We start from the raw sequence: 21,999 nt of genomic DNA on the forward strand, positions 1-21,999 counted from the left end.
GCCGCGACTATCGCGGACGAGGCCAACGGGACAGGACCTAGCCGCGTTTGGTGCCGGTGACGTGGAACGGCGTGCCTTGCTGGCACGTCGTCATCGCACCGGGATCCGGCCGCCCGCTCACCTCCACCACGGCGCCGGCCACCGCGATCGCGGGGTCGGCGCCGAGCAGCAGGTAGGACGCGGTGTCCGTGGTGAGGATCAGGCACCCCGACTCGACGCCGCCGGACACCGTGCCGCGCACGGTCGTCGTCCCGGGCTCACCCGCCCGCGACGGCAGCGAGGTGGTCGGCACCGGCGAAGGCACCGCGCTGCTCGCAGCGCCGGGCGCGGAGGTGCTCGGCGGCGTCGCGGTCGAGACCTCCTGGGTGCGCGAGGAGGACACCTCGGCCGGGGGGACCTGGCCGCACGAAGCGAGCACCAGGCACAGCAACACCGCAGCCAACCCGCGCATCTCGCGTCACCTCCGATGGACCACCGCGACCGGGCAGGGCGCGTGGTGCAGCACAGCGTGGCTCACCGACCCCAGGATCGCACGCCGCACCGCCCCGCGGCCGTGGCTGCCGACCACGACCAGCGCCGCGCCGTCCGCCGCGTTCGACAACGCACGTGCGGGCGCGTCGAACGCCACCTCCTGCGCCACGTGCACCGACGGGTGACGGGCGGCGTGCGGGGCGAGCTGTTCTTCGAGGAGCTTCGCCAGGTCCGCGCGGACGTGGTCGACGTCGGGCTCGGGCAGTTCGGCCCAGCCGGCGTCGTTGAAGGCGTGGATCGCCAGCAGCTCACGGCCGTGGCGGGCGGCGAACTCGAAGGCGAACGCGATGGCGTCCGTCGAGGTGTCGGAACCGTCGACGCCGACGACCACCCGACCCTGCGCCGGGCCGGGCCGGGTGACGACGACCGGGCGGCCGGCGATCGCCACCAGCTCGATCGAGGTGGAACCGAGGACCATCTCGGCGATGCCGGTGCGGCCGGACGAGCCGAGCACCAGCAGGTCGCCGGGTTCCTCGGCGAGCACGTCGGCCGGGCGGCCCAGGCGGACGTGCGTCGTGACGCCCAGGTCCGGGAACCGCTGCCGCAGCTCGGCGGACAGCTCGGCCAGGTGGTCCTCGGCCGCGTGGGACATCGTCTCCTCGGTGACGAACTCCGGCACCGGCGCGGACATCGGCGTGAACACGGGTTCGGGCAACGGCCTGCGGACGGCCTGCACGACCACGAGGTCCGCGCCGGAGCGCGAGGCCTCCTCCGCGCTCCACAGCACGGCGCGCCTGGCCTGGTCGGATCCGTCGAACCCCGCGACGATGGCGGACATGGAACCACCTCCGGCCGGGGAGTACCCGGCCGGAGGTGGCCTCAAATGTGATCTAGCGGATGACGAACTGCGAACCCGGCTCGATGGTGATGTCGCCGTCGCGCGAGTTGGTGATCGTCACGTTCGTCAGCTTCGCCGAGCCGCGGGCCTGGGCCATCGCGAGGATGCCCGAGCCGTTGTTCGACCTGTCGATGCTGACGTTGGTGATCTGCACGTCCGGCATGCCGCTGCCGCCGCCCTTGAACTGGATGCCGTCGTAGGTGGAGTCCAGGATCTCGGTGTCGCGGATGACGACGCCGGGGATGGGCAGGTTCTGCGAGAACAGCGTGATGGCGCCGAACTCCTGCGCCTCACCCCAGAACGCGCCGCCCGTGCGGTAGAGGGCGTTGTTGGCCAGCAACGTGGTCCCGCCGAACGGCAGCGGGTCGTGGTCGGTGGCCAGCATGATGCCGGGGTAGTTGGCCGTGTCGGAGACGATGTTGTTCTCCGCGCGGTTGTTCGCGCCGCCGTAGATCGCGATCCCGTTGGCGCGCCAGGGGAGCGCGATCGTGTTGTTGGTGAACGCGTTGCCACTGCCCAGGTCGGTGTTCGGGTCCTTCACGTACTTCGACGCCCACACCGCCAGCGCGTCGTCGCCCGTGGTGCGGAACGACGAGTTGTGGACGGTGGAGTTGCGGGTGCCGTTGGTGAAGTTGATGCCGTCGGCGTAGGTGTCGCGGATGCGCATGCCGGTGAACTGCAGGCCGTCGCCCGGATTCCAGCGGTCGGGCAGGTTCGCGTAGTCGCGGCCGACCCAGACGCCCACGTTGGCGTGCTCGATCCACACGTTGGAGATCTTGGTGTTCTTGCCGAACCGGCCGTTGAGGCCGACGCCGCCCTCGGCGTTGCCGTCACCGCCGCGGATCCGGCCGGAACCGAAGATCGCGATGTCGGAGATCTGCGTGTTGTCGTCGACGTCGAACCCGAAGTTGCCCTCGTGCGGGTGGTTGATCGTGCCCGCGTCCTGCGGCTGGGTCAGGGAGAACAGCTGCGAGCGCCACATGCCGGCGCCGCGGATCGTGACGTTGCGGATGCCGACCTGGTTGTAGCCGCCGGAGCCGAACTGGGTCAGGATCTTCTTCTCCTGGCGGAAGCGGCCCTCCGGAATCCAGACGCAGGGGATCTCCCCGTTCTGGTCGGCGGTGACGGCGCGCTGGATCGCGTCCGCGTCATCGGTCTGGTCGTTCGCGGTGGCACCGTACTGCGTGATCGAGACGCAGTCCGCGGGCTTGGACGCGGCGGGCGCGACCTGTTCGAGGTCGATCAGGTCGATCACGTAGAACTGGGCGGTGTCGCCGGAATCGCGCTGCAGCTTGAACTTCGTCCCTGCGGGGTAGGAGTTCGCGAGCAGCTGGGAGGTCTCGTCGAACAGCCTGCGGGCGTCGCCGCCCGGCCGGTTCGTGAGGCCCTCGGGGTCGTCGGTCGTGCCGTAGAGCCAGCTGTGCCGCGACGACAGCGTCAGCTTCTGCACGAACTGGTCGTTCGCGTAGAGGCTGATCGTCGCCTCCTGGCCGCCACCGGACGCGGCGTCCGGGATGGAGTTGCGCACGACGATCGAGTTCGTGCTCACGGTCGAGGTGATCTCCACGAACTGGCCCTGCGCGTCGAGCCGCACCGACTTGCGGCCGCTCGACTCGCTGCCGAAGTTGGTGTGCCCGAACGTGCGCTCGGCGTCCGCCTGCACCAGCGTGCCCTGGTAGCGGCCCGATTCCGCCTCGTAGCTGGTGAACGGCACGGCCGCGCCGCGTCCGACCACGACGGACTGGGTGGCGGTGTTGTTGTTCTCGTTGGTCTCCGCGACCTGGTTCGTCGCGTCGGCGGTCGCGGTGGCCGTGGCGCCGCCGGTGGTGGCGGTCCAGGTGCCGACGCTGACGGTCGCGGTCTGGCCGGCGTTGATCGCGGCGGTGTTCGCGTTGAGCGTGCTGCCGCCAACGGTCACGCGGGTCACCGACGCGCCCGCCGCGGACGTGCCGCGGTTGGTGACCTGCACGGCGAACGTCACCTGCTGGCCGGCCGCCGGGGACGACGGGTTCGGCGTGACGCCGGTGATCTGCAGGTCCGGTCCCGGTGCCTGGCCGACGACCAGGGGGGAACCGGAGGTGAAGGTGTTGTTGCCCTCGTTGGTCTCCGCGACCTGGTTGGCCGGGTCGACGGTGGCCGAGGCCGCGTACGACCCCGCACCCCGCCGGCCTGCGCTGACGGTGACGGTGGTCGTGGCACCCGCGGCCAGCGCGCCGACCGTCGCGGTGCCCGCGGTGGTGCCGCCCAGGGCGACGTTCAGGGTCGTCGCCCCGGAAGCGACCGAGCCGCCGTTGCGCACGGTGGCGGAGAGGCTGATCGAGTCGGCCTCGCTGGGGCTCGCGGGCGACCACGTCAGGTTCGTGACGGTGAGGTCGGGTGCCGGTGCGGAGGCGCCGAACACCTGGAACTCGGCGACCTGGCCGCCGGGCGCGCCGGTGTTCGAGTAGAAGTGCAGCCGCACGTCCGACGCCCGCCCGCTCACCGAGACGGTGACCGTGTTGCCGGTGGCCGGGTCGAACCGGTAGTCCGCCCGTGCTTTCAGGGTCGCGAACGCACTCGCGCTCGCTTCCCGCCCCAGCACCTCGAAGTTCTGCGTGCGCGCGCCCCACGCCGAGTCGGGGTTGAGCTTCACGACGACGGACGTGATGTCCGCGTTCGAGCCGAGCTTCGCGGTCAGGTGGCCGGGCAGGCCGTTGGACTCCCAGTACGAGCCGGCGTTGCCGTCGACCGCGTTGGCGGCCGCGAAGTCGTGCACGTGCCCGGACTCCTCGACCGGCTTGCCCGCCGCGAGGTTGTCGCCGGTGGGCGGCGGGTCGACGGACCCGGACTCGCCGTGCACCTCGAACTCGCCGAGCTGCGCGGCCTGCCAGCCCGAGTTCGCGGTGACGGTGACGCGCACGTACCGGGCGCTGGTCGCGGCGAAGTCCAGCGTCACCGTGTTGCCCGAGCCGGGCGCGAACACCCGTGCCGCGGACCCGGCGAGGTCGCTGAACTGCGACCCGTTCGCACTCCCTTGCACGGCAAGCGTTTGCGTGCGCTGCTCCCAGTTCGCGGGCAGGCGCAGCACGATTTTGCTGACGCTCCTCGCGGCACCGAGGTCGGCCTGCAGCCACTGCGGGAACACGCCGTTCGCGCTCTCCCAGTAGCTGCCCTGGTTGCCGTCACCGGCGTTGGCGGCCCCGTACGGGCCGTTGCTGCTCGACGCGGTCAGGGTCGCGGACAGGCGAGCGACCGCTGCTCCTGCCGTGGGTGTCAATCCGAACAGTGCGAGGGCGCTGACGACCGCAGCGCTCACCGCACGCTTCAACAGCGTGGATTTCATGGAATCGTCCTTCGCGGCAGGGAGATCAGTTGATGGTGATCTTGAAGGTGGACGTCGTGTTCCTGACGTCCTGGACGTTGTTGCTGAACCTCAGGCCGGTGAAGGTGACCTCGCCGACCGGCGGGCCCTGGTTCGGTTCGGGCATCTCGTTGGCCCAGATGCCGAAGCCGGACTTGGCGTCGAACGCGTCACCGCTCTTGCGCGCGCCCGAGATGCTCACGTTGGACAGCACGGTGTCCTGGAAGGGGTTCTCGGCCGCGCCGTTGTACTTGGTCTGGAACATGATCCCGCTGTAGGTCGGGTCGACGATCTCGACATCGCTCACCCGGATGCCCGTGTACTTCTTGGAGGCGGAGAACATCCAGATCGCGCCGAACGTCTGCGCGCCCCAGAAGTGGCCGCCGGAGCGCACGAGGGTGAGGCCGCTGAACGTCGTCGGCTCGGGCCCGAAGTCCTCCATCGGGTAGCCGAAGTCGAGCGAGCTGATCGTCACGGCGGAGTAGGTGAGCGTGTCCGCGACGTAGATGTTGCGGAACGTGTTGTTCTTGCCGCCGTAGACCGCGAGACCGGCCGCGCGCCACGGGGTCGTGACGCTCAGGTTCTCGAAGACGTTGTTCTGCTGGCCGGTTCCGCCGTTGTCGGTGGCGGCGAACAGCGCGAACGCGTCGTCGCCGGTCGAGCGGGCCTCGATGTTGCAGACCCGGTTGCCCGACGAGCCGTTGGTCATGTTGAGGCCGTCGGCGTACATGTCGCGGATGCGGCTGTCGCGGATGACGTTGTTGTCGACGTTGTTGCCCCAGAACAGGCACATCATGTGCTCGACCCAGATGTTCTCGATGGTCATGTTCTGGACGCCGGCGAAGTCGAACACCTTGCCCGGCCCGTCGTTGCGCTGCGTGTAGTTGCCGAACACGGCGAACCCGCTGAACGTCGACCCGCTCGCGGACGACTGCGCGGAGAAGCCGATGTCGGTGTTCTCCTGCGTCGGCGGGGCCTGGAACCGGGTGAACCAGGGACCGGCGCCGACCACCTTGATCGCCTTGCCGAAGACCTGGAACTTCTGCTGCGTCTGGTAGGTGCCCGCGGGCAGGTAGACGCCCGTCAGGCTGCCCGTGGTGTCCATGCGGACGCGGTCGAGCGCGTTCTGCACGTCCTGGTGGGTGAACCCGGCGGGCACGGCGTACTTCGCCGCGTCGGGGTTGCCGGCGGCCGCCACCTGTTCGAAGTTCACGAAGTCGATCGCGTAGTTCGTGGTGTTGGCCGCGTCCTTCTGCAGCTTGATCTTCGTGCCCGCCGGGAACGTCTGGTTGAGCAGCACGTTCGCCTCGTCGTAGATGTGACGCGGCCCGCCCGACCCCGGCGAGTTGTTCGGGGACGCCTCGTTGCCGTAGAGCCACATGTACTTGGACGTCAGGTCGATGGCCTTGTGGAACTGGCCGTTGACGTAGACGTTGAGGGTGTTCGTGATGCCGCCGCCCCCGGAGCTGTCCGGGATGGAGAACCGGGTGACGAGGGTGTTGGTGGGACCGGAGGTCGTGAACTCGACCGACTGGCCGGTGGCGTTCAGCGTGACGGCACGGCGGCCGGACGCCTCACCGGCGAGGTCGCCGATCGTCCTGTTCGGAGCGAGCACCTGCGCGCCACCGCCGACGGCCGCGTCCTCGGCTTCTACGTGCTGCCACGGGACGCTGGCGCCGCGGCCGATGAACAGCGACTGCTCGCTGGTGTTGTTGCCCTGCTTGGCGGGGATCTCGTTGCCGTCGGCGGCGATCGTGGTGCGGACGGTGTAGCGGCCGTTGGCGGCGGTCCACGTGCCGAGGGTGACAGCGGCGGTCGTGGCACCGGCGTTGATGGTGCCGGTGTGGCTGCCGGTGAGCGTGCGGACGGCCTGGCCGCTGCTGTTCAAGACTGTGACCGTGATGCCGTGGGCGCCGGACGCGCTGTTGCTGCTGCCCTGGTTCTTGATCGCGACGCTGAACGTGGTGGTCTGGCCGTTGCCCGGGTTGCTGGGTGCCCAGGACGGCACCGCGACGAGGTCGGAGCTCGGCACCGGCGTCACGACGAGCCGGTCCGGGTGGACGCGGGCGTTGTTGGCCTCGTTCTGCTCCGCGACCTTCTTGGTCTCGTCGACCTTCGCCGTGTACTCGTAGGAGCCTTCCGGCCTGGCGGCGATCGTCGTGCCGACGTTCGCCTGCGCACCGGCGGCGAGCGCGCCGACCTGGGCGGTGCCGACAGCGGTGGTGCCGAGGAAGAACGTCACGTCGGTGGCCGCCGACGCGGTGGTCCCGGCGTTGCGGACGGTGGCGTTCAGCGTGATCGGGTCGGTCTCGACCGGGCTCGCGGGCGTGATCGACGTGCCGGTGACGGTGAGGTCGGGGTTCGGGGCAGGGGTGCCGAACACCTGGATCTCCGCCACCTGGGCGCCGGGCGCGCCGGTGTTGGCCGTGAAACGCAGCTGCACGTCGGCGACGCGGCCGCCGGCGTTGATCGTGACGCTGTTGCCGCTCGCCGGGTCGAAGCGGTAGTCGCGGCCGGCGACGAGGCTCGTGAACCCGGTGGCGTTCTGCTCGCGGCCGAGGACCTCGACGTTCTGCGTGCGGGCACCCCACGCCGTGTCCGGGTTGAGCTTGATCGTGACGGAGCCGACGTCGGCGTTCGATCCCAGTTGGACGGTCAGCGTGCCGGGGAAGCCGCTGGACTCCCAGTAGGTGTTCACGGTGCCGTCGTTGGCGTTGGCGGCGACGAAGTCGTGCACGGTGGTGTTCGCCGTGACGGGCTTGCCCTGGGCCAGGTTCGTGCCGGTGGCGCCTTCGCGCGTGACGGTGTTGCTGGCGGGGGACTGGTTGCCGGCCGCGTCCTTCGCGATCACGTGGTAGGTGACGCGCAGCCCGTCGGGCTGGCTGTCGGTGTAGGTGGTGCCGGTGACGGTCGTGCGGAGGCTGCCGTTGGCGTAGACGTCGTAGGCGGTGACGCCGACGTTGTCGCTGCCGGCGTTCCAGGTCAGCCGGATCTGCCCGGACTGCGGCTGGGTGAGGGCGAGGTTCTGCGGCGCCGACGGGGCCTGCGTGTCACCGCCCGCCGGGCCCTGGACCTCGAACTCGCTGAGCTGCCCGGCGGGCCAGCGGGTGTTGGCGGTGATCCTGACCCGCACGTACCGCGTGGTGGCCGCGGTGAAGTCGACGGTGACGGTGTTGCCGGTCGAGGGGGTGAAGTCGTACCCCTTGCCGGTCACCAGATCGCTGAAGGTGCTGCCGTCCGTGCTGCCCTGGACGGCGAGGGTCTGCGTGCGGGCGCCCCAGCCGTTCGGCAGCTTCAGCACGACCCGGTCGGCCTTGACGGCGGCACCCAGGTCGGCCTGGACCCACTGCGGGAAGGCGTTGTTCGCGCTCTCCCAGTACGTGCCCTGGTCGCCGTCCCCGGCGTTGCCGGGCCCGTAGCCCTGGTTGGTGCTGCTGGAGCTGTAGGTGGCCGGGAGCCGCGTGCCGGCGGCGGCCTCGCGCACCTCGAGCCTGCCGGTGGTCCCGGTGGCGCGGACGTGCTTCACCAGCGTCGGATCGACCTCGAAGGTGACCTTGCCGCCGCGGAGCTCGTGCGGTCGTTCCGCGACCAGCGTCGACCACCCCCTGCCGTCGAGGCTGGTCTGGACGGCGAACGTCTCGGTGCCGTTCTCCTGGGCGGTCAGCGTGACCCGGTCGATGCGGGTCTGCTCGTGCAGGTCGAGCCGGGCGGGTGCGGCCTGCGCGGCGGGGACGAGCGTCAGGGTGGCCGCGGCCGTGATCACGGCGGTCAGCGGGGCTAGCAGGGAGCGAGCGCGTGTCGTCGGTGACATGGCGTGCTTGGCCCTTCTCGGTGGGGGCGCGAGGGGGTGTGGCGCGCCTCACCGTAGAAGTGACGAGCAGATTGCCGCAATATCTCGACGTGATTGCGCAAATTTGCGACATCCGCCTCTGAACAGGAAAGACGTGCGCGCCTTCGGGTGCCCGGACGGCTCCGCTGCGTGCACAGTGCCGACCACCAGCGGCGGGTGGGATGCGGCTTCGTCCGGTTCGCGACCGAACGTTCGGCGGAAATTGGGTCCGCGCCGACGAGCGGGCTTGCACCGGCTTGCGGACGCGGTGCTCGGTCGTTGCGCCTGCTTGCGCAAGTCTCACAACCGGGCGAACAACCCTCTGGCTCGGTTCAGCAGATCCAGCCTGTGCGCACGCTTGCGGATCGAGTGCCCCTCGCCCGGGTAGACCACGAGCTCGGAGTGCGCGACGGCCGCGTGCAGGAGTTCGGCTTGCTGCACCGGCACGTTGGTGTCGTCGGCGCCGTGCACGATCAACATCGGCGTGGTGATCCGGCCGGCGAAGGTGAGCGGGCTGTGCGCCGGGCTGTCCCCGAGCGCCGCCTCGAACGCACCCCACTCGCCCTTCTCGGCCTGCCGCGGCCAGTCGGAGATCCCCGCCCCGACGAACGCGGCCTTGAACCTGTCGGTCCGCGTCGTCGCCCACGCCGCCATGAACCCGCCGTGACTCCACCCCGAAATGCCGAGCCGCGCGCCGTCGGCGACCCCCTGAGCGACCAGCAGGTCGATGCCGGTCTCGATGTCGTGCCACTCCTGCTGCCCGACCCGGTGCTCGACCGCGGCGGCGAACGCGTGGCCGCGCCCCAGGCTCCCGCGCGGGTTGGGCAGGAAGGCCGCGATGCCCTGGTGCGCGAGCCACTGGGCCGACGGCACCCAGTGCAGCTGCAGGTCGTCGGCCCAGCGGTCGTACGGGCCCCCGTGGACCAGGGTCACCAGCGGGAACGGGCCCTGGTCCCTCGTCCTGCCCGGCGGCAGGACCAGCAGCGCGTCGATGTCGAGTCCGTCCGCCGCCCGGTAGCGGAGGCGTTCCTGGGTGCCCCACCGGACGCCTTCGGGAGCGCGGTGCTCGTGGGGGCGGTGCGAGCCGGTGACCCGCCCGAGGAACCGGGTGTGAGCGGGCCCGCCGGTTGTGCTGTGTTCGAGGCGGTGGAACTCGGTGTCCAGCCCGGACGCGACGACCACGACCGGCGCGTGCCCGTCGTGCTGCACGAGTTCGGTGGGGCAGGCGGGCATTCCCGCGGTGAGGTTGCGGTGGCGCTGGTCGAAGAGGGCGTTGCCGCCCTGCAGGTGCGGCGGGGTCAGGGCGAGGTAGACGATCTCGTCGCCCCACCACACCGGGTTGCCCGCGTCGGCCGGCGTCGGGCCGAGGTCGGTGACCGTGCCGCCGGGGTGGACGACGTGCAGGGCCGGGTGCAGCAGGCCGGGGTCGATCTTCGCGCTGGACCAGCTGATCACGGCGAGCCGGCCGTCGGGGTGCCCGGCCGTCTCGGCGACGTGCCGGCCCGGGATGTGGATGCCGCCTCGGGCGCGCGCGTCGTCCGGGGGCGGTGGCGGGCGGTGGTCGACGGCCATCTCGTCGGTCAGCTCCCGCACCGCGCCTCCTCGGCCGTCGCCGCGCATCCCGCCTCGTGCTGCTGTCGACCACCCGTGCCGCCGTGTGCCCGACTAGCGGAGGAGGTACGCGTCCACGATGATCTGCTCCACCGTCTGCCCGTCACCGGAGGCCTTGGCCCGCAACGAGACCGACTTGGCCTCGCGCGGGTGGGCGAGCAGGACGCGGTTGTGCGTGAGCTGGGTGCGGCGCCACGTCTTGCCGCTGTCGTAGGACACCTCGACGGAGGTGACCCGAACCGAACCCGTCTGGGACTGGGTCGAGATCGGCACGCCCAGCAGCTGGCCCGCGCGGCCGTAGCCGTCGTCGTCCAGCTGCGGGGCGAAGCGGATCACCGACAGCGGCAGCGCGGTCTGCTTCGCCGTGGTGTCGCTGCGGAACGTCCACACGCCCGACACCTCGCGGCTCAGCGGGGTGGCGCGGGTCGCGGCGGCCTCCAGGCGGTAGGTGGCGGCGCCCGGTGCGACGTCGGCCAGGGCCCAGCCCGGATCGGGTGAGTCGACCAGCTTCTCGCCGTCGCGGTACAGGGTGGTCCTGGCCCCGGTGACCGGGCCGTAGCCGGCGTTGCCCGCGTTGTCGCCGTACAGGGGGACGGTGATGCGCATGAAGTCGCCCGTGCGGAACGAGTGCGGGACGCCGCGCGTCTCGGGCAGGGCCGGGCCGAACACGGCGCGGTTGAACTGCTCCACGTACGAGCAGCCGGGCTTGTAGTGCTTCAGCGGGCCTTCGAGGGCGCCGATGTTGCCCGTCGCGTCGAAGAGGTTGAAGCGGCGTGACCAGTCGCCGCCCTCGCCGCCGTAGTGCTCGGTGCGCGGGCCCGGCCGCAGGGTGTCGAGCGAGCCCCAGCCCCAGTCGGCCCTGCCCGCGGGGGCGGAGGTGTGACCGATGGACGCGGTCTGGCCCTCCTTCAACGGCGGCATGTCCACGCGCACGGTCGCGAGGTCCTCCGCCGCGACCGTCCTGGTGAGACCGGTCGGCGCCGCGCCCTTCTCGTACCAGGCGAGGCCGTAGAAGTCGGGCCCCGCGTTCCAGAACGTCGCGGTCTTGCCGGTCACCTCGGGGGAGTCCGGGCCGATGCTCGCGACGCCCAGGTGGCCGACCGCGCCGCCGACCGAGAAGTTGCTCACCGTGTAGCTCGCGCCGTCGACGACCCGCTCGAAACCGGTCTGCAGCAACGACAGCTGCGCGGCCACCGGCAGCGTCACCTCCACCGGCCCGGCCTGGCGGGCGTCCAGCGTGATCGTGGTGGCACCGGTGATCGTCAGGTTCGGGTAGTTGATGACGTCGTGGGTGTAGGTGCTGCCCGACGACAGCACACTGCCCGACAGGACGTAACGGCCCTTCGCGAGACGAGCGACGCCCGTCGTGCTGTCCGGCCACACGCGGGCGCCCGTGCCGACGTCGATCAGGAACGCGAACGTCGAGCCCGCCTTCGCACCGGACCTGTCCAGACCGGTGATCGTGACGTCGTAGCTCTCCGGCTCCAGGTCGACGACCACGGCGGTGCGCAGTCCGCCGGCGACGATCGCGCCGCCGACGACACCGCCGCCGGGCTGCCGGGCCACGTCCGCGGTGACCGTGGCGGTCGCGGTGCCGTGCGCGGGCACGGTGAGCTTGGCCGGCGACACGCCGAACACGCTGCCGTTCGTCTCGGCAGTGAGGTCGAGCGTGACCGGCTCGGAGCCCGCGTTGGAGTAGGTGATCTCCTGCGACAGCACGGGTTCACCGGTGTGCGGCCACCGGTGCGCGCCGAAGCTGATGTTCGTCGGGCTGGCGGTGACGTCCTGGGCGATGACCTTGGCGACGTCCACGCGGCCGGAGCCCTGCTCGAACGGCGTCAGCCGCGCGTTCGGCGTGGTGCTGCCGGCGAGCCGGGCCTTCAGCTCGGCGCCGGTGAGCCCGGGGTGCTGCTGGCGCAGGAGCGCCGCCGCGCCCGCGACGTGCGGGGTGGCCATCGAGGTGCCGTCGAGCGAGGTGTAGCCGTCGGCGACCGGCGGGCCGATCCTGCCGTCGGAGTGCCGGGCGGCGACGATGCCCACGCCCGGCGCGGTGAGGTCGGGCTTGAGCGTGCCCGCGAGGGTCGGACCGCGGCTCGAGAACTCGGCGATCCGCTCGTCGTGGTCGACGGCGCCGACGGTCAGGGCCGCGTCGGCGGTGCCGGGGGAGCCGATGGTCGTGCTCGCGGGACCGGAGTTGCCGGCCGCGATCACGAACAGCGTGCCCTTCTCGGCGCTGATGCGGTTGACGGCCTCCTCGAGCGGGTCGATCTCAGGGGTGTCGTAGCCGCCGAGGCTCATGTTGATGATCTGGGCGCCCTGCTCGACCGCCCACTCCATGCCCGCGATGATGCCGCTGTCCTGGCCGGAGCCGTTGTCGCCCAGCACCTTCACGTCGAGGATGCTCGCGTCCGGCGCGACGCCGCGGTACTTGCCGCCGCTCTTCGCGCCGGTGCCCGCGATGGTCGACGCGACGTGCGTGCCGTGGCCGTGGTGGTCGCCCGAGTCCGGTGACGTAGTGAAGTTCCGCTCGCCGATCTCGCGGTCGGCGAGGTCCGGGTGGGTGTCGTCGACGCCGGTGTCGAGCACGGCGACCGTGGTGCCCTTGCCGGTGAAGCCCGCGGCGTGGGCGGCGGGGGCGTTGATCTGCGGGACGCTGCGGTCGAGGCTCGCCCGGCGCCGGGCGTCGAGCCAGACCTTCTTGATGCCGGACTGCCCCAGCGCCGACATGCTGCCCGCCGCCATGCCGGCAACCGGTGTCTTCGCCGCGTCGAACGCCACGCCGTTGATGCTCGGCAACTGCAGGCCGGTGCTGGAGGCGCGGGCGGTGCCCTCCGGGTAGGTGACGATCACGGGCAGGGCGCCGTCGTAGCCGGCGAGCTCGGTGACGTCGAAGAGGCGTTCGTCGAGGCGGCCGTCCGCGATGAGCGGCAGGGCGTCGTTCGGCACGACGTACTCGTGGCCCTGCGTGCTGTAGGTCGTGAACACGACCTGCTCACGGCCGGGCGCGGGCTTCACGGCGCGCTGCCCGGTGAGCACCTGGTCGCCGGTGATCAGCGTGACCACCGGTGCGGAAGCCGGTCTCGGCGGAGTGGCTTGGGCCTGGCCGGCGGTGAGCAGGGCACCGGCCAGCACGACGACTCCGAGTAGGCGCACCCGGTCCTCCACAGGTCTATGAGAGCGTTCTCACGGACCGTAGCGAGGTGCTCAGACGGGTGACAAGGTCTACACCAATTTCCGGTACGATCTACTCTTTCCGCCATGACGGGCCTGCGTGAACGCAAGAAGGCGGCGACCAGGGAAGCGCTGGGTGACGCCGCCTGGAGCCTCTGCGTCGAACGCGGCCTGGACGGGGTCACGGTCGAGCAGATCGCGCGGGCGGCCGGGGTGTCGCTGCGGACGTTCTTCAACTACTTCTCGTCCAAAGAGGAGGCTGTCGTCGCCGGCGACACGGTGACGGCGCTCGCGTTCGTGCGGGAGTTCGCCGCGCGGCCCCCCGACGAACCGGTGCTCGTGGCGTTGAAGGCGACCCTGCAGACGATCTACCCGCGCTACGTCGACTTCGACCGGCTCCGCCAGCTGCGCGAACTGCGCCAGCACCCGGCACTGCTGCCGCACGTCTTCGCCGCCTACTCCGCCCGCGAGCAGGCGCTGACCGCGGCGATCGCGCACCGGTGCGGCGCCGACCCGCTCGAAGACCCCTACCCGGCGGTGGCGGCGTCGAGCTTCCTCGCCTCGATGCGCGCCGTCGTGCACTGGTGGCTCAACACGCCGGGGGCGTCCGAGAAGTACACCGCCACCGAGCTGGTCGGCCGGATGATCGACCAGCTCGGCGAGGGCTTCACCCGCTAACGGCGGTCACCAGGTGACCGGGAGCTTGTGCACGCCGTAGATCGACATGTCGGTCCGCAGCGGCACCTCCTCCGCGGGCACGGCGAGCCGCAGGTCCGGGAACCGGCGCAGCAGCTCGGTGAAGCCGACGGTCATCTCGACGCGCGCCAGCTGCTGGCCCAGGCACTGGTGGATGCCGTGCCCGAACGCCACGTGGTGCCCGCGCGGCCGGTCGACCAGCAGCTCGTGCGGGTCCTCGTACTGCGCCTGGTCGCGGTTGACCGCCGGCACCGACACCACGACCGTCTCGCCGGCGCGGATCGTGGCGCCGCCGATCACGACGTCCTCCTTCGCGTGCCGTGCGACCCCCATGCTGATGATCGACAGGTAGCGCAGCAGCTCCTCGACCGCGTTCTCGGTCAGCTCGGGGTTGTCCCGCAGCTTCGCGAACTCGCCGGGGTGCTCCAGCAACGCGAACGTGCCGAGCGCCAGCATGTTCGCCGTCGTCTCGTGCCCCGCGATGAGCAGCAGGTTCGCGATGCCGGCGAGCTCGTTGTCGGTGAGGTCGGTGTCGCGCACGAGCCCGGACAGCAGGTCGTCGCCGGGGTCCTGCCTCTTCGCGCGCACCAGCGACTGCATGAAGCGGCGCAGCTCGCCCGAGTTCTTGATCTGCTCGTCGATCGTGGTGTTGAGGCTCAGCAACGTGGCCGTGCGGCGCTGGAACTCGTCGCGGTCGCCGTAGTCGACGCCCAGCAGCTCGCAGATGACGAGCGACGGCACCGGCAGCGCGAAGTCCTGCACGAGGTCCGCGGGCGGCCCCTTCTCGACCATCGCGTCGAGCTGCGTCGTGACGATCTCGTGGATGCGCGGCTCCAGGTCCCGCATGCGGCGCACCGTGAACTGGCCGGTGAGCATCCGCCGGAAGCGGGTGTGCTCGGGCGCGTCCATGAAGATGAACGACCCGGCCTGGCGCTCCGGCGGGAACATCTCGGCGTGCAGCTCGGGCGAGATCAGCGCCTTGGCGCGCGGGCTGTTGATCCGGTCCGCGCTCATCTTCGGCTCGGCGAGCACCGCGCGGGCCTCGTCGTGCCCGGTGACGAGCCAGACGGTGTCGCCGTTGTGCTCGATCTTGTGGATCCGCCCCGTCCCGCTGAGCTCGGTCAGCGCGGCGGCGGGGTCGAACGGGCACCGCCCGTCCCGCTGGCTGAGTTCGGCTGGCAGCTGCGGGCGGATGAGCTCCTGCGCGTTGCGCTGCCGCTCGGCCGTGGTCATGGCCTCTCCCTGTCTGACCCGGCGTGACCGGGCCATAGCTCGGCGTCACGTCCACGCTACCGAAACTTGCGCATCGTGCAAGATTTTTAGGTTGTCTTTACCGCGGGAGGGGAGCGGGGTGGAGTGCCGTGATCACGACAGCTCCGCGCCTCCGGTGACCCCCGGACGCCTGCCCCGCGCCAAGTCGCTCGCGGGGCCGCGCGAAAGCCGGCCCCACCCCAGGGACGGCCCGGCTAGACCGCGAACACCTGCGCGTCGTCCGCGAAAGCTTTGAACTCCAACGCGTTGCCCGCGGGGTCCAGGAAGAACATCGTCCACTGCTCGCCGGGCTCGCCCTTGAAGCGCACGTACGGCTCGATGACGAACTTCGTGCCGGCGTCGGTCAGCTTCGCGGCCAGGGCCTGGAACTCGTCGACCGTCAGGACCAGGCCGAAGTGGGGGACCGGGACGTCGTGGCCGTCGACCGGGTTGCTCGCCCGCTCGATCTTGGGGGCGAGGTGGGTGACGAACTGGTGGCCGTGCAGGTTCCAGTCGACCCAGGTGTCGGAGCTGCGGCCCTGCTCCAGGCCGAGGGTCTCGCCGTAGAAGCGGCGGGCGGCGGCCAGGTCGTCGACGGGCATGGCCAGGTGGAAGCGTGGGATGTTCGGCATGTCGGAATGTTAACATTGCTACAAGTTCGAGCGGAGTGTGCTTGTTAACATGTGGACATGACCGTGGGACCAGCTCGGCGACGGGGTTTGAGCACCGAGGTCGCCGACGTGATCCGGGAGGCGATCTTCGACGGCCGGTACCCGCCGGGGGCGGCTCTGCGCGAGGTGGAGCTGGCCGAGGCGTTGCGGGTGAGCCGGGGGCCGGTGCGCGAGGCGATCCGGGCGCTGGAGGTCGAGGGCGTCGTGCGGGCCGAGTGGCACCGGGGCGCGACCGTCACGGCGTTGACGCCGCAGGACGTCGCCGAGCTCGACAGCCTGCGGGCCGCGCTGGAGGTCCTGGCCGTGCGCCGGGTGGTGGAGCACGCCTCGGACGCCTCGCTCGGGTTGATCGAGAAGGCCGTCGGCGAGATGGACCGGGCCTCGACGCCGCACGAGATGGTGCGGTGCGACATCGCCTTCCACGACGCGGTCTACGCGGCCGCCGGGCACGCGCGGCTGCTGCAGGCCTGGGAGGCGATCCGGTCGCAGGTGCACCTGTTCCTCGTCACCAGGCTCCGGGTCAGCACCGACGGCTACCTCGAACAGATCCGCGACGAGCACCGCGACCTGGCGGCGGCGCTGCGGCTCGGCAACGCCGAGGGGGCCCTCGAACTGTTCGCGGAACACCGGCGGCACGCGTTCGAGCTGCTCGCCTCGGAGTTCTGACCCGGAAGACCCCGTTCAGAGCCAGCCGTGGTCCAAGGCCAGCCGGAACGCCGCCGAGCGGTGCGCCACCCCGAGCTTCGCCACGGCCGCGGACAGGTGGTTGCGCACGGTCCCGGCGGACAGCGAGGTGCGCGCGGCGATCTCCGCGACGGACGTGCCGAACTCGCTGAGCCGCAACACCTCCAGCTCCCGCTGCGTCAGCGGGCACGGGGGAGCGGCCAGGGCGTCGGCGGCCAGCGCCGGGTCCACCCAGCGGCCGCCGGCGTGCACGCGGCGGATCACGTCGGCCAGCGTCCCGCCGGGCGAACCCTTGGGCAGGAAGCCCTTCGCGCCGGCGTGCAGGGCCTGCTGCAGGTGCGGCGGGCGGCCGCGGCCGGTCAGGATCACCACCGCGCACGACGGCAGCACGCGCGCCAGCGACTCGGTGACCTCCAGGCCGTCGAGCCCGGGCATCTGGAGGTCGACCACGGCGACGTCCGGGCGGTGCGCGCGGGCGGCCTCCACGGCGGCGCGGCCGTCGCCGGCGCGCGCCACCACCTCGAGGTCCGGTTCCAGGTCGAGCAGCGCCGCGAGGGCGTCGCGGATCAGCTCCTCGTCGTCGGCCAGCAGCACCCTGATCACGCGGGCACCACTGCCTGCAACGTGAACACGTCGTCGCCGGACCGCTCCGCCGTCACCTGGCCGCCCACCGAGGACAGCCGTTCGCCCATGCCCCGGATGCCGTTGCCCGACGCGAGGGGTTTCTCGGCGCCGTCGTTCGTCACCGTCATCCGCACCTCCCCGTCGGCATCGGTGACGTCGATCATGCACCACGTCGCGTGGCTGTGGCGCAGGACGTTCGTGCAGGCCTCCCGCAGCACCAGGGCGAGCTGGGTGGCCGCCGAGTCCGCCACCGCGACCGACGTCACCGTGCAGCGGATGCCGGCCTCCCGCAGGACGTCGCCGACGGCCTCGAGCTGCGCGGGCAGGTCGACGGCGCGGTAGCCGTGCACGGCGTCGCGCACCGACTCCAGTGCCGTGGACGCGAGCCGCTGCGCCTCGAACGCCTCCGCGGCGGACCGTTCGGGGTCGGTGGCGGCGAGCCGCCCGGCCAGCTCGGCCTTGAGCGCGATCACGGTCAGCCGGTGGCCGAGCAGGTCGTGGACGTCACGGGCGAACCGCAGCCGTTCCTCGCTGACGGCCAGCTCCGCCTGCGCCTCACGACCCGCCCGCGCCTGCGCGAGCAGACCGGCGAACCACATCGGCAGACCGGCCATCGCGATGATCGTCGCGCCGACCGAGGCCGCGATCATCTGGTACGTCGTCTGGTCGCGCGTCACGAAGAACCCGACCAGTCCGGCCAGCACGACCGCGCCGATCGCGGCCATCCACCGCCAGACGCCGGTGAGCAGCAGCGCGGCGAACCCGGCCGTGCAGCCGCCGATCCACGCCCACGTAGACATGCGGTCCGGGCCGACCGGCGCCACCAGCGGGATCGACACCAGCGTCGCCGCGACGAGCCACCGCAGCCGGCCACCGCGCAACGTCACCGCGTACGCCACGGCCAGCACCAGCAGGCCCAGGACACCGAGCCAGCGCAGCGCGGTCGGTTCGCGCAGCACCGAGATCAGCGGCACGACCAGCGAGCTCACCCAGAGCACGTGGAGGGTGCCGCGCAACGCGGTGTGCGGGAGGTCCGTCATCACCATCAGCCTAGAACCACCCGATCAGGATCGTGACCGCGATGACCAGGTCGAACACCCCGCAGAACTCCGACCACCAGCGCGGCACGACGGCGTCGCGCACGTGGTGCCAGAGGTCCCACAGAGCGTGCGCGCCCCACCCGAAGGCGATCAGCAGCACCCCGGCGTCCTCCGACACCACGAGCACGACGGCAGCCAACGCCACGTAGGCACCCATCACCGCGAGCTGCAGCCCGGGCGCGCGCCGGCCCCAGAACAGGTACGCCGCCTGGCACAGCAGCAGAGTCCACACCGGTGGCACGACCGCCGACTGCCAGAAGTCCAGCGTCACGGCGAGCGCGATCACCAGCGGCCACCGGTCACCCAAAGCTCTGATCACGGGGTTCGCGCTGGGTGTCCCGTGCTCGTGCCGCCACACGATCATGACCACGGCCATGGCGGGCACCATCAGCAGGTGCCCGCCCATCTCGACCGCATCGCCGCCGATCAGCCCGAACCAGTACGGCACGAGCAGGACGAGGTAGGGCACGACCATCGCCGCGCACATCTCGACGGTCCGGCCGTGCCCGCGGTAGCGCATCCACAACGCCATCGGCACGCACATCGACACGGACATCCACAGGGCGGCGAGCTCGACCCGTTCCGGCGTCCACAGCGGCCCCAGCAGGGCCATTCCCACGAGCATCGCCACGAGCATCTCGGCTCCGTGGCGCACCAGCGGCCTGACCGCCGGAGCAACAGTCGTCGTCATGCACCGAGCGTCGGTCAGGTCCCGTGCAGAACCCATCCGCGCGATGTCACGACTTTCCCGTGCGAAACGCCCAGGCGGTCTAGACGTCGATCTCCGCCCAGATCGTCTTGCCCCCGGTGAACTCGCGGGTTCCCCAGGACCGGGACAGCTGGGCCACGAGGATCAGCCCTCGGCCTCTCGAGTCCCCGAGCCGCGACTCGCCGAGCCGCGGGAGCTCCGCCGGGGTGTGGTCGTCGACCTCTACCCGGACGAAGTCGGTGTGCCGCTGCACCCGGACCGAGCGGGGCGCGTCGGCGTGTTCATAGGCGTTGCTCGCGAGCTCCGTGCACACAAGGAGGACGTCGAGCCGGACGTCCTCGTTGAGGTCCTCCAGCAGGGCACCGGCCCACGCGCGCATCGACGCGAGGTCGGGCTCGTCCTCCGGCAGGGTGTGCAGGGTCCTCGCGGAGGCGCTGAGCACCTCGGGCGTGTCCATCTCCATCCCCACCTCTTCGGTTCAGGCCCTCCTGGCTGCTCAAGACGACCGTCAGAGTGCGAATTACCACTGCGCGTGCTAACTGAAACGTGTGGACGGGTATGGCTTCAACCTCGCACTGGTAGCGGTCCTGGTTCTGCTCAACGCGGCGTTCGCGGGCAGCGAGATGGCCTTGGTGTCGTTGCGCGAAGGGCAGCTGCGATCACTGGAAAGGGAAGGGCGGCACACGCTCGTACGACTCGCACGGGATCCGAACAGGTATTTCGCGACCATCCAGATCGGCATCACGCTGTCCGGCTTCCTCGCGTCGGCGACGGCGGCGGTCTCGCTCGCGGCGCCGATCGTGCCGCTGCTCGAGTTCCTCGGCAGCGCGGCGAACGGGGTGGCGATCGCGCTCGTGACGGTCCTGCTCACGTTCTTCACCCTGGTGTTCGGCGAACTGGCGCCCAAGCGCCTCGCCATGCAGTACGCGGTGCGCTGGTCGAAGATCATCGCCCGCCCGCTCGACCTGCTGTCGACGGTGTCGCGGCCGGCGGTGTGGCTGCTCAGCAAGTCGACCGACCTCGTCGTGCGCGTCTTCGGCGGCAACCCCGACGTCGAGGAGGAGCAGATGTCGCCGGAGGAGCTGCGCGACCTCGTCGAGGTCCAGCAGCACCTGAACCCGGAACAGCGGACGATCATGACCGGCGCGCTCGAGATCCACGAGCGCAGGCTGCGCGAGGTGCTGGTGCCCCGCCGGCTGGTGACGATCCTCGATTCAGGTTTGGAGACGGCCGTCGCGCGGGAAATCCTGGCGAAGTCAGGACACTCACGGGCACCGGTGACGAAGGACGGTCACCTCGACGACGTGGTCGGTCTCGTGAGTCTGCGTGATCTGCTCGACGACGCCGTGGCACTGGTGGACGTGGCGAGGCCGCCGATGGTGCTGCCGGACTCGGTGCGCGTCACGGACGCGTTGCGGCGCATGAAAGCCGAACACGAGCAGATGGCGCTCGTGGTGGACGAGCACGGCGCGGTCGACGGGATCGTGACGCTGGAGGACCTGCTCGAGGAGATCGTCGGGGAGATCTACGACGAGACCGACTCGGACGTGGTCGCGGTGAAGGCGGAACCGGACGGCTCGATGGAGCTGCTGGGGACGTTCCCGGTGCACGACCTGCCGGACATCGGTGTGGCGCTGCAGGACCCGCCGCCCGGTCCGTACGCGACGGTCGCCGGTCTCGTGCTGGTGCTGCTCGGCCGCATCCCGGACGAACCCGGTGACGTGGTCGAGGTCTCCGGCTGGCGGATCGAGGTCGTCGCGGTCGAGCACCACGCCATCACGCAGGTCCGGCTGAAGCGCCACCAACTGGATGAGGGCGAGGTCACAGCCACGATCGCGGAATGACCAAGCCCTCTGAACCGTTACACACGAGTGCAGCCACTTCGGGCTGCGCCACCTGCCAACGGAAACGGGGGGATTTGTCGTGCCTGCAGATCTGAAGAACCGCGCGTCCGGGCAGCAGGACGGGGACTCGGTCGGCCAGTACCTGCGCGAGGTGGGCCGCACGCCGCTGCTCACCGCGTCGGAGGAGGTCGAGCTGTCACGGCGCATCGAGGCCGGCGTCTACGCCGCGCACCTGCTGGAGTCGGGCGACACCACGCGGGACCGCCGGCTGCTGCGCCGCGTCGCCGCCGAGGGCGAGCGCGCCAAGGACCACATGATCCGCGCGAACCTGCGCCTGGTCGTGTCGGTCGCGAAGAAGCACTCGTTCCGCGGGCTGCCCTTCGGCGACGTGGTCCAGGAGGGCAACCTCGGTCTGATCCGCGCGGTCGAGAAGTTCGACTACGCCAAGGGCTACAAGTTCTCCACCTACGCGATGTGGTGGATCCGCCAGGCGATCGAGCGGGGGCTCGCCGAGCAGACCCGCACGGTCCGCCTCCCGGTCCACGTCGTGGAGGAGGTCAACAAGCTCAAGAAGATCGGGCAGAAGCTCTCCGCGCAGTTCGGCCGCGAGGCGACGGTCGAGGAGATCGCCGCCGAGGCCAAGTGCTCGCCCACCCGCGTCCAGGACCTCCGCGACGCCGCCCGCTCGTGCGTGTCGCTGGAGACCCCGGTCGGCGACGAGGGCGAGTCGGTGCTGGGCGACCTGATCCAGGACACCGACGGCGTCTCCGCGCCGGACGCGGTGGAGCGCCAGGAGTTCGTCGACGGCGTGCGGTCGCTGCTGGACGTCCTGCCCGAGCGGCAGGTGCGGATCATGCGGCTGCGGTTCGGCCTCGAGGACGGGCGCGAGCGCACCCTCCAAGAGGTCGCCGAGGAGCTCGGCCTGACCCGCGAACGGATCCGCCAGCTCGAGAAGCAGTCGCTCGCGGTGCTCAAGTCGTCCGGCCGGCCGGACGAGCTCTTCGCACTCGCCGGGTGACGATCCGCACGAGAGCCGCTCGTGCCGTCGAGCCCGACTCCCCGATCCAGTATCACGACACGTGGCGGGCGTTCTCCGGAAC

16 protein-coding genes are annotated in these 21,999 nt (G+C 71.0%); 4 read left to right on the top strand and 12 right to left on the bottom strand.

The window, feature by feature from the left end; genetic code table 11:
* Positions 1 to 37 precede the first annotated feature (37 nt).
* From ACFWGZ_RS24975 to ACFWGZ_RS25000, 6 genes are all read right to left on the bottom strand, one after another.
* A complete protein-coding gene (locus ACFWGZ_RS24975) occupies positions 38 to 451 on the bottom strand; it encodes a hypothetical protein (protein WP_382453994.1) in 414 nt (137 codons plus the stop codon).
* A gap of 6 nt (positions 452 to 457) precedes the next feature.
* Positions 458 to 1,309, bottom strand: a complete 852-nt coding sequence (locus tag ACFWGZ_RS24980; protein WP_382453995.1) for a universal stress protein — start codon at positions 1,307 to 1,309, stop codon at positions 458 to 460.
* Positions 1,310 to 1,361: 52 nt separating this feature from the next.
* Complete coding sequence (locus ACFWGZ_RS24985) at positions 1,362 to 4,691, bottom strand: CARDB domain-containing protein (protein ID WP_382453996.1); 3,330 nt, start codon at positions 4,689 to 4,691, stop codon at positions 1,362 to 1,364.
* A gap of 25 nt (positions 4,692 to 4,716) precedes the next feature.
* Positions 4,717 to 8,472: a discoidin domain-containing protein gene (locus ACFWGZ_RS24990; protein ID WP_382453997.1), complete on the bottom strand. Its 3,756-nt coding sequence runs from the start codon at positions 8,470 to 8,472 to the stop codon at positions 4,717 to 4,719.
* Positions 8,473 to 8,838: 366 nt separating this feature from the next.
* The gene (locus ACFWGZ_RS24995) at positions 8,839 to 10,131 is read right to left on the bottom strand and encodes an alpha/beta hydrolase family protein (protein WP_382453998.1); all 1,293 of its coding nucleotides are present in this window, start codon (positions 10,129 to 10,131) and stop codon (positions 8,839 to 8,841) included.
* 72 nt (positions 10,132 to 10,203) lie between these two features.
* Complete coding sequence (locus ACFWGZ_RS25000; RefSeq protein ID WP_382453999.1) at positions 10,204 to 13,302, bottom strand: S8 family peptidase; 3,099 nt, start codon at positions 13,300 to 13,302, stop codon at positions 10,204 to 10,206.
* A gap of 105 nt (positions 13,303 to 13,407) precedes the next feature.
* Here ACFWGZ_RS25000 and ACFWGZ_RS25005 point away from each other — a divergent pair, with 105 nt between their 5' ends.
* Positions 13,408 to 13,998: a TetR/AcrR family transcriptional regulator gene (locus ACFWGZ_RS25005; RefSeq protein ID WP_382454000.1), complete on the top strand. Its 591-nt coding sequence runs from the start codon at positions 13,408 to 13,410 to the stop codon at positions 13,996 to 13,998.
* A gap of 6 nt (positions 13,999 to 14,004) precedes the next feature.
* Here the strand turns inward: ACFWGZ_RS25005 and ACFWGZ_RS25010 are convergent, their stop codons facing one another.
* Both ACFWGZ_RS25010 and ACFWGZ_RS25015 read right to left on the bottom strand, forming a co-directional pair.
* Positions 14,005 to 15,249 (bottom strand): cytochrome P450, encoded by a 1,245-nt coding sequence (locus ACFWGZ_RS25010; RefSeq protein ID WP_382454001.1) that lies wholly within the window; start codon positions 15,247 to 15,249, stop codon positions 14,005 to 14,007.
* 233 nt (positions 15,250 to 15,482) lie between these two features.
* Entirely contained in the window at positions 15,483 to 15,899 is a 417-nt protein-coding gene (locus ACFWGZ_RS25015; RefSeq protein WP_382454002.1) for a VOC family protein, read from the bottom strand.
* A gap of 57 nt (positions 15,900 to 15,956) precedes the next feature.
* On the opposite strand from ACFWGZ_RS25015, the gene ACFWGZ_RS25020 reads away from it, so the two are divergent.
* Entirely contained in the window at positions 15,957 to 16,604 is a 648-nt protein-coding gene (locus tag ACFWGZ_RS25020; protein ID WP_382454003.1) for a GntR family transcriptional regulator, read from the top strand.
* A 15-nt stretch (positions 16,605 to 16,619) separates the two neighbouring features.
* On the opposite strand, the gene ACFWGZ_RS25025 is transcribed toward ACFWGZ_RS25020, so the two are convergent.
* From ACFWGZ_RS25025 to ACFWGZ_RS25040, 4 genes are all read right to left on the bottom strand, one after another.
* The gene (locus tag ACFWGZ_RS25025; protein ID WP_382454004.1) at positions 16,620 to 17,225 is read right to left on the bottom strand and encodes a response regulator; all 606 of its coding nucleotides are present in this window, start codon (positions 17,223 to 17,225) and stop codon (positions 16,620 to 16,622) included.
* Complete coding sequence (locus ACFWGZ_RS25030; RefSeq protein ID WP_382454005.1) at positions 17,222 to 18,286, bottom strand: sensor histidine kinase; 1,065 nt, start codon at positions 18,284 to 18,286, stop codon at positions 17,222 to 17,224. The genes ACFWGZ_RS25025 and ACFWGZ_RS25030 overlap by 4 nt, the downstream gene beginning before the upstream one ends.
* Positions 18,287 to 18,296: 10 nt before the next feature.
* Entirely contained in the window at positions 18,297 to 19,037 is a 741-nt protein-coding gene (locus ACFWGZ_RS25035) for a hypothetical protein (protein ID WP_382454006.1), read from the bottom strand.
* 79 nt (positions 19,038 to 19,116) lie between these two features.
* Positions 19,117 to 19,512 carry an ATP-binding protein gene (locus ACFWGZ_RS25040; RefSeq protein ID WP_382454007.1) on the bottom strand — a complete coding sequence of 132 codons (396 nt, stop codon included), beginning with the start codon at positions 19,510 to 19,512 and terminating at the stop codon, positions 19,117 to 19,119.
* Between the two features lie 91 nt (positions 19,513 to 19,603).
* Between ACFWGZ_RS25040 and ACFWGZ_RS25045 the strand changes: the two genes are divergently transcribed.
* Positions 19,604 to 20,899, top strand: coding sequence for a hemolysin family protein (locus ACFWGZ_RS25045; RefSeq protein ID WP_382454008.1), 1,296 nt, complete (start codon positions 19,604 to 19,606; stop codon positions 20,897 to 20,899).
* Between the two features lie 79 nt (positions 20,900 to 20,978).
* Complete coding sequence (locus ACFWGZ_RS25050) at positions 20,979 to 21,917, top strand: RNA polymerase sigma factor RpoD/SigA (protein WP_382454009.1); 939 nt, start codon at positions 20,979 to 20,981, stop codon at positions 21,915 to 21,917.
* Positions 21,918 to 21,999: the final 82 nt, after the last annotated feature.

Source organism: Lentzea sp. NPDC060358 (assembly GCF_042725365.1).
GTDB lineage: Bacteria > Actinomycetota > Actinomycetes > Mycobacteriales > Pseudonocardiaceae > Lentzea.

Excerpts from the sequence above, each read along its gene's own strand:
- ACFWGZ_RS24980 (WP_382453995.1), bottom strand. The coding sequence starts at position 1,309 with ATGTCCGCCATCGTCGCGGGGTTCGACGGATCCGACCAGGCCAGGCGC.
- ACFWGZ_RS25015 (WP_382454002.1), bottom strand. The coding sequence starts at position 15,899 with ATGCCGAACATCCCACGCTTCCACCTGGCCATGCCCGTCGACGACCTG.
- ACFWGZ_RS25030 (WP_382454005.1), bottom strand. The coding sequence starts at position 18,286 with ATGACGGACCTCCCGCACACCGCGTTGCGCGGCACCCTCCACGTGCTC.
- ACFWGZ_RS25010 (WP_382454001.1), bottom strand. The coding sequence starts at position 15,249 with ATGACCACGGCCGAGCGGCAGCGCAACGCGCAGGAGCTCATCCGCCCG.
- ACFWGZ_RS24985 (WP_382453996.1), bottom strand. The coding sequence starts at position 4,691 with ATGAAATCCACGCTGTTGAAGCGTGCGGTGAGCGCTGCGGTCGTCAGC.
- ACFWGZ_RS25005 (WP_382454000.1), top strand. The coding sequence starts at position 13,408 with ATGACGGGCCTGCGTGAACGCAAGAAGGCGGCGACCAGGGAAGCGCTG.
- ACFWGZ_RS25035 (WP_382454006.1), bottom strand. The coding sequence starts at position 19,037 with ATGACGACGACTGTTGCTCCGGCGGTCAGGCCGCTGGTGCGCCACGGA.
- ACFWGZ_RS25040 (WP_382454007.1), bottom strand. The coding sequence starts at position 19,512 with ATGGACACGCCCGAGGTGCTCAGCGCCTCCGCGAGGACCCTGCACACC.
- ACFWGZ_RS24975 (WP_382453994.1), bottom strand. The coding sequence starts at position 451 with ATGCGCGGGTTGGCTGCGGTGTTGCTGTGCCTGGTGCTCGCTTCGTGC.
- ACFWGZ_RS25020 (WP_382454003.1), top strand. The coding sequence starts at position 15,957 with ATGACCGTGGGACCAGCTCGGCGACGGGGTTTGAGCACCGAGGTCGCC.